Annotated in this window: 10 protein-coding genes; 6 read left to right on the top strand and 4 right to left on the bottom strand. The window is 65.6% G+C overall.

Features of this window, described 5'->3' with window-relative positions:
• Nucleotides 1-265 precede the first annotated feature (265 nt).
• Entirely contained in the window at nt 266-739 is a 474-nt protein-coding gene (locus ACZYOF_RS40200) for a nuclear transport factor 2 family protein (protein ID WP_463719211.1), read from the bottom strand.
• A 226-nt stretch (nt 740-965) separates the two neighbouring features.
• Here ACZYOF_RS40200 and ACZYOF_RS40195 point away from each other — a divergent pair, with 226 nt between their 5' ends.
• The 4 genes from ACZYOF_RS40195 (at nt 966) to ACZYOF_RS40180 (ending at nt 5,012) form a co-directional block, all read left to right on the top strand.
• Entirely contained in the window at nt 966-3,110 is a 2,145-nt protein-coding gene (locus ACZYOF_RS40195) for a hybrid sensor histidine kinase/response regulator (RefSeq protein WP_463719210.1), read from the top strand.
• Nucleotides 3,111-3,299: 189 nt separating this feature from the next.
• Complete coding sequence (locus ACZYOF_RS40190; protein ID WP_463719209.1) at nt 3,300-4,235, top strand: glutathione S-transferase family protein; 936 nt, start codon at nt 3,300-3,302, stop codon at nt 4,233-4,235.
• Between the two features lie 17 nt (nt 4,236-4,252).
• Nucleotides 4,253-4,636, top strand: a complete 384-nt coding sequence (locus ACZYOF_RS40185) for a VOC family protein (protein ID WP_463719208.1) — start codon at nt 4,253-4,255, stop codon at nt 4,634-4,636.
• Between the two features lie 133 nt (nt 4,637-4,769).
• Nucleotides 4,770-5,012, top strand: a complete 243-nt coding sequence (locus ACZYOF_RS40180) for a hypothetical protein (protein ID WP_130584291.1) — start codon at nt 4,770-4,772, stop codon at nt 5,010-5,012.
• A 196-nt stretch (nt 5,013-5,208) separates the two neighbouring features.
• Here the strand turns inward: ACZYOF_RS40180 and ACZYOF_RS40175 are convergent, their stop codons facing one another.
• Both ACZYOF_RS40175 and ACZYOF_RS40170 read right to left on the bottom strand, forming a co-directional pair.
• A complete protein-coding gene (locus tag ACZYOF_RS40175; RefSeq protein ID WP_463719207.1) occupies nt 5,209-5,835 on the bottom strand; it encodes a hypothetical protein in 627 nt (208 codons plus the stop codon).
• Between the two features lie 130 nt (nt 5,836-5,965).
• Nucleotides 5,966-6,340, bottom strand: coding sequence for a hypothetical protein (locus tag ACZYOF_RS40170; protein WP_463719206.1), 375 nt, complete (start codon nt 6,338-6,340; stop codon nt 5,966-5,968).
• Between ACZYOF_RS40170 and ACZYOF_RS40165 the strand changes: the two genes are divergently transcribed.
• Nucleotides 6,312-7,277 (top strand): OmpA family protein, encoded by a 966-nt coding sequence (locus ACZYOF_RS40165; RefSeq protein WP_349017055.1) that lies wholly within the window; start codon nt 6,312-6,314, stop codon nt 7,275-7,277. The two genes, ACZYOF_RS40170 and ACZYOF_RS40165, sit on opposite strands and share 29 nt — an antisense overlap.
• A 132-nt stretch (nt 7,278-7,409) precedes the next feature.
• Here ACZYOF_RS40165 and ACZYOF_RS40160 read toward each other — a convergent pair whose 3' ends face one another.
• Nucleotides 7,410-7,775, bottom strand: coding sequence for a nuclear transport factor 2 family protein (locus tag ACZYOF_RS40160; protein ID WP_463719205.1), 366 nt, complete (start codon nt 7,773-7,775; stop codon nt 7,410-7,412).
• Nucleotides 7,776-8,093: 318 nt separating this feature from the next.
• Here ACZYOF_RS40160 and ACZYOF_RS40155 point away from each other — a divergent pair, with 318 nt between their 5' ends.
• Nucleotides 8,094-8,681: a TetR/AcrR family transcriptional regulator gene (locus tag ACZYOF_RS40155; RefSeq protein ID WP_463719204.1), complete on the top strand. Its 588-nt coding sequence runs from the start codon at nt 8,094-8,096 to the stop codon at nt 8,679-8,681.
• Nucleotides 8,682-8,908: the final 227 nt, after the last annotated feature.

Here is an 8,908-nt window from a genome sequence, read left to right as displayed (position 1 = left end):
TCTCCCGAAGCGACGCCGCCCACAACGCAAGCGTCTCCTCAATCGACGCTGCCTGCGTCCACGATCTTCGAATCATGGTTGCCCATGGATTCAGAAACCCACTAAAAAAACAACTGTAATGCTAGCTCTTTGTTTGAGCATGATCTTTTTCGGAAAACCGGTCTCCACTTTTCCGGATCATGCTCTAATCAATAGGCACTCCCGCGCATCGATAGATCATCGACGCGCGCTATGGATCGTGTGTTGCCACCCCGAACAGAGACGTTCAAAGCCCGAGGTCGGAAAGCCCCGGGTGATCTGCGGGACGAGGTCCCGAACGGTCCCAGTGGTATTTGCGATCGGATTCCTTGATGGGGAGATCGTTGATGCAGGCGAACCGCTTTTGCATCAGCCCGTTGGCGGCAAACTCCCAGTTCTCGTTTCCGTAGGAGCGAAACCAGTTTCCGGAATCGTCGTGCCACTCATAGGCGAAACGTACGGCGATCCGATTGTCGGCGAACGCCCAAAGCTCCTTGATCAGGCGGTAGTCGAGCTCCTTCACCCATTTCCGCGCGAGAAAGGCGACGATCTCGGCGCGACCGTTGATGAATTCCGACCGGTTTCGCCAGGTGCTGTCCGGGCTGTAGGCAAGCGACACCTTTTCCGGATTACAGGAATTCCAGCCGTCTTCCGCGCCTCGCACTTTCTGCACGGCAGTTTCACGGGTGAAAGGTGGAAAGGGGGGACGGCTCTCAGCCATGTACGATCTCCATTTCTAGCTCGGCCCGGGTCCGGCGCATGGCACGCCAGTGTGCCCGGCCGGCTGATCCTTATCTTTCCGAAGCACGCTGCCGCTTTCCATAATGCACGATAGCTTGTGACGCGAGGGGCGGAACTGGCCGGCGACGGCAGCAAGGAAGCCGCACCCGCTCCCCTTCCTCCCCAACCGAATTTTGCGTTAAGGTTGCGACCGAACCGGAGTGCCCGTGCAGACCGCACAACGCCATTCGCTGAAGTTGTTGCAATGGATGATGGCCGCTTCCCTGGCCCTTCCGCTGGCACTCTTCGTTTTTGCTTCGGTGACCTCCTGGAATTCAATCAACCAGGCTGCCGACCGCGAAATCGAGCGCACGCTCGATGTCGCGCACGAGCACGCGCTGAAAGTGTTCGAGACCATCGACCGCAGCCTGTCGGAGATCGCGGAAATCATCCGCGGCCTTCCCGACGCCGCGATCCGTTCGCGCGAAGAGAGCCTGCACGAGCGGCTGAAGCAGCTCACGGCATCGCTGCCCCAGGTGAAATCGGCCTGGGTCTTCGACGCGAGGGGCCACGCTCTGGTCAACAGCCTGGTGGCCCCGGCGCCCGACATCGATTTCTCGGACCGAGCGTATTTCAGGGCGCATGCCGCTGATGACGTGGGCACCTATATCGGCGACGTGCTGACGCCGCGGCCGCCCTACCGGGGCGCACCATTCTTCGGCGTCAGCCGCCGGCGGTCAACCGAGGCAGGCGACTTCGCCGGCGTGATCCAGGCATCGGTTCTGCCCGAGTATTTCGAGAATTTCTACGCGCGGATCGGCCGCGAACCCGGCAGCTTCTTCGCGCTCGGCCGCACCGACGGCGCGATGCTGGCCGGCTATCCGACGGCCGACCGCGAGTTCCGCCTCGACCCTGACGGGCCGGTCGGGCAGAAGCTTGCCGCGATTCCAGACGGCAGCCTGATCACCGTCACATCGCCGGCCGACGGCATCGAACGCCGCCTCGGTTATCGGCGGCTCGCCGAATACCCGATCTATGTCAGCGCGGGGCTCGAGACCTCGGCGATCCGCGCGCGCTGGCTCGCGACCATCGGCCAGCACCTGATCTTTGGCGTGCCGGCCACCGCGCTGTTGTTCCTCCTGCTCGCTCTGGCGCTGCGGCGAACGCGACGCCTGCATGAGGAGGCCGAAAGACGGCAGGAGGCCGAGGAGGCGCTGAAGCATGGGCAGCGGCTCGAGGCCCTCGGCCAGCTCACCGGCGGCGTCGCGCACGACTTCAACAACCTGCTGACCGTGATCCGCGCCTCCATCGACATGCTGCGGCGGCCGAACCTGCCGGAACAGCGGCGGCTGCGCTACATCGATGCGATTTCAGAGACGGTCAACCGGGCCTCGAAACTGACCGGCCAACTGCTCGCCTTCGCGCGGCGGCAGACGCTCAAGCCCGAACTGTTCGACGTCGGCCAGAGCGTGCAGGTGCTGAGCGAGATGATCGGAACGCTGGTCGGGCCGCGGATCGAGATCGTTACCAGGCTTCCGGACGAACCCTGCTTCATCAACGCCGATGCCGGCCAGTTCGAGACCGCGATCATCAACATGGCCGTCAATGCGCGCGACGCCATGAATGGTGCCGGCCGGCTGACGATCGCGGTGCGTCGCGCCGCCGAACTGCCCGTTGTCGACGGCCATCCGCCGGCGCCGCACGGCTATGTCGCGGTGGCGGTCGGGGACATCGGCATCGGCATTCCGCAGGATCAGCTCGGGCGCATCTTCGAGCCGTTCTTCACCACCAAGCAGATCGGTCAGGGCACCGGGCTCGGGCTGTCGCAGGTATTCGGATTCGCCAAGCAGTCCGGCGGCGAGATTGTCGTCGTCAGCGAGGTCGGCAAGGGCTCTACCTTCACGCTCTATCTGCCCCGCGCCGCGGTCACGGGTCCGGCATTGCAATTTGCGGCCGCGGATGCGCCGCCGGTCGACGGCAGCGGCATGTCGGTGCTGGTGGTCGAGGACAATATCGAGGTCGGCAGGTTTACGGCCGACGCGCTCGCCGAGCTCGGCTACGCCGCAACCCTGGTCGAGAGCGCTACGCAGGCGCTGGACGCCCTGGCCGGCGACGCCGCCCGCTTCGACGTGGTGTTCACCGACGTCGCCATGCCCGGCATAAGCGGCGTCGAGCTCGCCCAGGAAATCCGCCGCCGCTACCCCGACCTGCCGGTCGTGCTGACCAGCGGCTACAGCCAGGTGCTGGCGCAGCGGGGCAGCTATGGGTTCGACTTCCTGCAAAAGCCCTATTCGATCGAGCAGCTCTCGCACGCACTGCACAAGGTCTCCCGTCCCAAGACAACACGAACGCCGACCGCGGCGTCGTCCTGACGCGCGCCGATCCATTGTAACCGGCCCGGGCCGGGGTTAGCCTTCTGCCAGCGTCAATCTGGAGCATGATCCGGAAAAGTGGAACCGGTTTTCCCTCGCGACAAACGCAAAGCGTTTGCGCGGAGATCATGCTCAAACAAAAAGATAGATCGTGATCCGACCGGTCGGATCACTATCTGGGAGGGAACGATGAGTCCCGACTATCCCGTCATCCTCCATCATTTTCCTCAATCGCCGTTCTCGGAGAAGATCCGCCTGATCCTGGCGCTGAAGAACGTGACATGGACCTCGGTCCTGATTTCCCGGATCATGCCCCGCCCGGATCTGATGCCGCTGACGGGAGGCTACCGGCGGACCCCGGTGCTGCAGATCGGCGCCGATGTCTACTGCGACACCCAATGCATCGTCCGCGAACTGGAACGGCGCTATCCGCAGCCGACGCTGTTCCCGAGCGGGTATTACGGGCTTGCCGCCGCGACGACGATGTGGACCGACCGTCCGTTCTTCCAGAACACCGTCAACCTGATCTTCGGCTCAGTGGCTGACAACGTGCCGCAGGAGTTCATCGACGACCGCGAAAAGCTGCGCGGCGCCAAGTTCGATGTTGCCGCCATGCGGAAGGCGATCCCGCAGATGCGCGATCAGTTTCGTGCCCACCTGCAATGGATCGAGGCCCAGCTTCGCAACGGCCATAGCTGGATGTGCGGCGACGCCCCCAGCCTGTGCGACGTCAACGCCTACATGAATATCTGGTACGTGCGCACCAACCTTCCCGACCTCGACAAGATGCTGTTCGAATTCCCTGCAACGCGATCATGGGAGGCGCGCATTCGCGCCATCGAGCACAAGCCATGCAAGGAAATCTCACCCGCCGCCGCACTCGAAATCGCCGCCAACGCTGCGCCACGGACCACCGTGCTGCCGGACCCTTATGATCCCAACCGCCGCAAGCCAGGCGACCAGGTCGAGGTGATGCCCGATGACTACGGCAAGGTCAAAGTGAGCGGCGAGATCGTTTCCCTTTCTTCGCAGCATATCGCGATCCGCAGGCACGACCCCCGCGCCGGCGAGGTGGTGGTGCACTTCCCGCGGGCCGGCTTCCTGGTGTTTGATCAAAGCAGATAGGCCGAAGGAGTTTCTTGATGATCGATCACATCGGCTTTCCGGTTTCCGACTATCAGCGTTCCCTGATGTTCTATCGGCAGGCGCTCGCGCCGCTCGACTACACGCTGATCATGGAAGTCACGCAGGAGAACGGCAGTGATGCGGCGGCCGGCTTCGGCGCGGGCGGCAAGCCGGATTTCTGGATCGGCGGCGAAGGCGGGCTAGAGAAGCCGCTGCATGTCGCGATCCTGGCAAAGGATCGCGCAACCGTGAATGCGTTCTACAAGGCCGCGATCGCAGCCGGCGGACGCGACAACGGCGCGCCCGGCATCCGCGCGCATTACCATCCCAACTATTACGGCGCGTTCGTGCTGGATCCCGACGGCCACAACATCGAAGCGGTCTGCCACGCGCCGGAATAACTTTCGGGCCTGGATCATCGGAACATCGCTGCATGCGTTCCGTTGTCGTTCTTGCGGAACAGGAACGGAGCGAACCATGATGCGTGATGATCCGCGCGCTGCGATCGGAAACAACGGCACGGTTACGCGCTAGATGCCGATCGAACCGCCCGAGATTCCGCCGGCGACACCAGGCACGCCGAGCGAACCACCGCCCGGCATTCCGCCGGGCAATCCGCGCCCTGAGGTACCGCCGCCGGCGCGCGAGCCCGGCGAACCGCCAGTGCCTGACGAACTGCCCGGCAAGCTGCCTGATGAAGTGCCGATTCGCGGGCCGAACGGTCCGCGCCCGCCGAATCCGACCGATGTCGCGGAACCACGCAAGGAACAATGGTGAGATCGCGATTTGCAAGTCTCGTCTGAATGAGCAATGAACAAGTTTGCTTGCAAGTCATTGCAGCGCTGAAATAAAAAGCCTTTCCCCTTTGTCGCCCGCCACATTGCGGCCTAACGAATAACCGTTGATCCGACCGCCGAGCTATTCGGCCCCCGCCCATCCTCTCCCTTGCCAAGAACTTTCCCGGGACCTGCAATCATGACAAACCTTCGCCTCGTGCTGCTTGCCACGACCGCATTGACGGTGACGCAGCTAATAAGCTTCGCATCGCATGCGCAAACCGCGCCACTCGTCGTGGCACAAGCGGAGAAGAAGGAGGAGGTCGGCCCGGACGGAAAGCCGAAACAGCCACCGAAGGCGGCACCGCCGGCCGGTGCGCCGAAACAGCCTGCACCGCCTCAGCCGCCCCCTGGCGCCGCTCCGCCTGCACATCCGTCCGCGCCACCGGCCGCTGCTCCGGCGCGACCAACACCACCGCCTCCGGCTGCTGCGCCGACGCGGCCAACACCACAGCCTCCCGCTGCTGCCCCGGCACGGCCGACTCCGCCGCCGGCCGCTGCTCCGGAACGACCAACACCGCCGGCTGCCGCTCCGACACGCCCGACACCGCCGCCGGCCGCTGCTCCAGAGCGGCCAACGCCCCCGCCTGCCGCTCCGGCACGGCCGACACCGCCGCCGGCCGCTGCGCCTGAACGACCAGCACCTCCACCTCCGTCTGCTGCTCCGCCAGCGCGTCCGACGCCGCCTCCAGCAGCAGCGCCGCACACTCCGGCGCCGCCAACCGCAGCGCCGCCGGCGCGCACGCAGCCGCCCGCGCCTCCATCCGCGGCGACGCCACCCGCTGCGCCCACGACCCCGGCCACTCCGACGCCACCGCGCGGTGCGCAAAAGGAAGTGCCGCCCGCCGGCGCCAAGCAGCCCGCGGCTGCGCCCACCGCCACGCCGACGCAGCCTCATCCCGCGGCAACGCCGACACCCGCAACGCCGCCGGCCGCAGGAAGTCCGTCTCCGACGCCTTCGCCGGCACGGCCTGGGGCGGCGACCACGACGCCTCCCGCCGCCGGTGCGCCAGCGAGCCCGCCTCCGGCTGCAGGCACGCCGCCTGCGGCTCCAGCGACGCCGCAAGCGCGCCCCGGTGTTGCACCCGGCACACCCGGCGCCGCGGCGCCGAACGCCGCGCCCGCGGCTCCCACTGCCGTGCCCGGTGCGCCGAATGCCGCGCCGCCGCCCGGCCGCGCACAGAATGCACCGCCGACGGTTGCCCCCGCGTTCCGTCGCGCGCCGCAGGTCACCGCGCCATTGCCGCCGCCTCCGGCCGACTTCGGCACCAAGTTTTCCCGCGAGGGCGTCGCGATTGGGCCGCGGCGTATCGAGGACTTCCGCGCCGAGCGGCGCGAGGTCCAGGAGGGCGGCCGCACCGTCATCACCGAGCCGGGCCGTATGATCATCCGCGACCCGAGCGGCCAGGCCTATATCCGCCACAGCGAGATCGATCGCTTCCGCTACGGCGCCCGCGACGTCCAGACTCAGACGATCGGCGCCGAGACGCGCACGGTCGTGGTCCGTCCGGACGGCTCGCAGATCGTCACGGTCGTGGGACGCGATGGCCAGTTGCTGCGCCGGATCAGGCGTGACCAGGGCGGCCGCGAGATGGTCATCATCGACAACAGCTATCGCGACCCGCGCGCGGTCGGCGGCTTCTATGTCGACATGCCACCGCCGGTGGTCCGTATCCCCTACAACCGCTACATCGTCGATGCCGAAGATGCGTCGCCGGATGTGATTTACGACACCATGGTGGCGCCGCCGGTCGACCGGATCGAACGCCGCTATTCGCTGGACGAGATCCGCTACAGCCCGAACGTGCGCATGCTGATGCCGAGCATCGACGTCAACACCATCAACTTCGACACGGGATCGTGGGAGATTTCCCAGGATCAGGCGGCGAAGCTTCAGGTGATCGCCGATGGCTTGATCCGCGCGCTCCAGCGCAATCCGCAGGAGGTGTTCCTGATCGAGGGCCACACCGACGCTGTTGGTAACGAGGTGGACAATCTCTCGCTCTCCGACCGCCGCGCCGAATCGACGGCAGAGCTGCTGACCCAGCAGTTCCAGGTCCCCGCGGAAAACCTGACCTCGCAAGGTTACGGCGAGCAGAACCTGAAGGAGCAGACGGACGGCCCGAGCCGCATCAACCGGCGCGTCACCATCCGCCGCATCACCCCGCTGCTCAACGGCGGCACCGCGTCACTGCCACCGCGCTAAGGCGAGCGGTTTCGAACAAATGGCCGGGAGCGATCCCGGCCATTTTTGTTTCGTCGAGTGCTCAGTGCGTTCGGCTATATGCGGGCTTCGCGCATGGCGGCGACATGCCGATGCGTGAGCCGCCGTGTCCGCTCACTTCTTCATCTGCTGCGGATCGTAGAAGAAGCGCTCCTCGATCAGTTGCTCGCCGCGCCAGGTTTGCCAGGCGACTTCCTCCATGGTGCTGATACTGCCGTCCTTGCCGGTGAATTCGAAGCGCCAGCAGATCGCCGAATGATCGCCGTCGAGCAGCAGCGGTCCGAGCCTGGTGGTCTTGACGCCGGCAACGGAAGCAAGCACCGCGCGCTCCCGTTCGGCCAGCGCATCGCGGCCGATGCGCGGCGCGCCGTCATTCTCCTGCGTTCGCGCATCCGGCGCATAGAATTTCAGAATGGCGCCGACATGGTCGTTGGATTCAACGGTGGCGGCAAAGGCTTGCAGCGTGGCGAGCGAAGGCATCTGCTACTCTCCTCAGTATACCGACTGACGGTCGGTATTTACCGACCATGGGTCGGAAAGTCAATTGGCTCGGCCGTGGAACTGCGCTAAGGGTGATTCTAGGTTAGAGCGACCGACGGCCCGTTCTCCCTCTCTCCGTTCTTACGGGGAGAGGGTTGGGGTGAGGGGCTCCATCCGCGAATGCGATGACAGACGGACTCGCGGAGACTCCCCCTCACCCGAAATTCAAGCTGCGCTTGAATTTCGACCTCTCCCCGCACGCGGGGCGAGGTAAAGCCGAGTTCGCTGTTGGCCCGGTGCAGGATGCTCTGGACACGCATGGCAACGCAGGCGGAACGGCGCGAGAGGACCAGGGCGGCGATCGTCAAGGCGGCGAAACGGATTTTCGGCGAGCGCGGCTTTGCGGCGACGACAATGGACGATATCGCCGGCGCCGCGCGCGTCGCGAAGGGCGCGGTCTATCATCACTTCCCGACCAAGGAGGCGCTGTTCGAAGCAGTGTTCGAGCAGGTCTCGCTTGAGCTCGTAGCCGACCTCGACCGGATCTCACGCGCGGAGAACGACCCGCTCGCCGCAATGGCAGCAGGTACACAGGGCTATTTCGCAGCCTGCTCGAAAGGCGCGACCGGACAGATCATCCTGCGCGACGGCCCGGCCGTGCTCGGCTGGGAGCGCTGGCGCGAGATCGATGCCAGGCATTTCGGCGGCAAGTTTCCACGCGGCCTGAAAGCGGCGATGGACGCCGGCCTGATCGCGCGGCAGCCGGTCGAGCCCTTGGCGCGGCTGTTGCTCGGCGCGGTGACGGAAGCCGCGGTTGCCAGCTCAAGCGGCGATGACATCGCCAAGACCGGCGCGGAGTATGCCCGCGCCTTCCGCTCGCTGTTGGACGCGCTACGCGTGAAATAGATCGAGGGAATCGTAGGGTGGGCAAAGCGCAGCGTGCCCACCCTTCCGAGCGGAGTGTTGACGGTGGGCACGCTGCGCGTTTGCCCCCCCCCCATTGGGCGTTGGGTGTTCAAGACCTCCTCGCACAGGGTGGGGGGGGGGTTTTTGGGGGTTTGGGCGGCGCGCGGTGCCCAGCGGATCGCAACCCCGCCCACCGGCCCCCGGCGGGGCTTTGCGTAACACGGATT

Source organism: Bradyrhizobium sp. LeoA1Lang (assembly GCF_055413685.1).
Note: the sequence above shows the minus strand (reverse complement) of the source record. Positions and strands in the feature narration are given on the sequence as shown.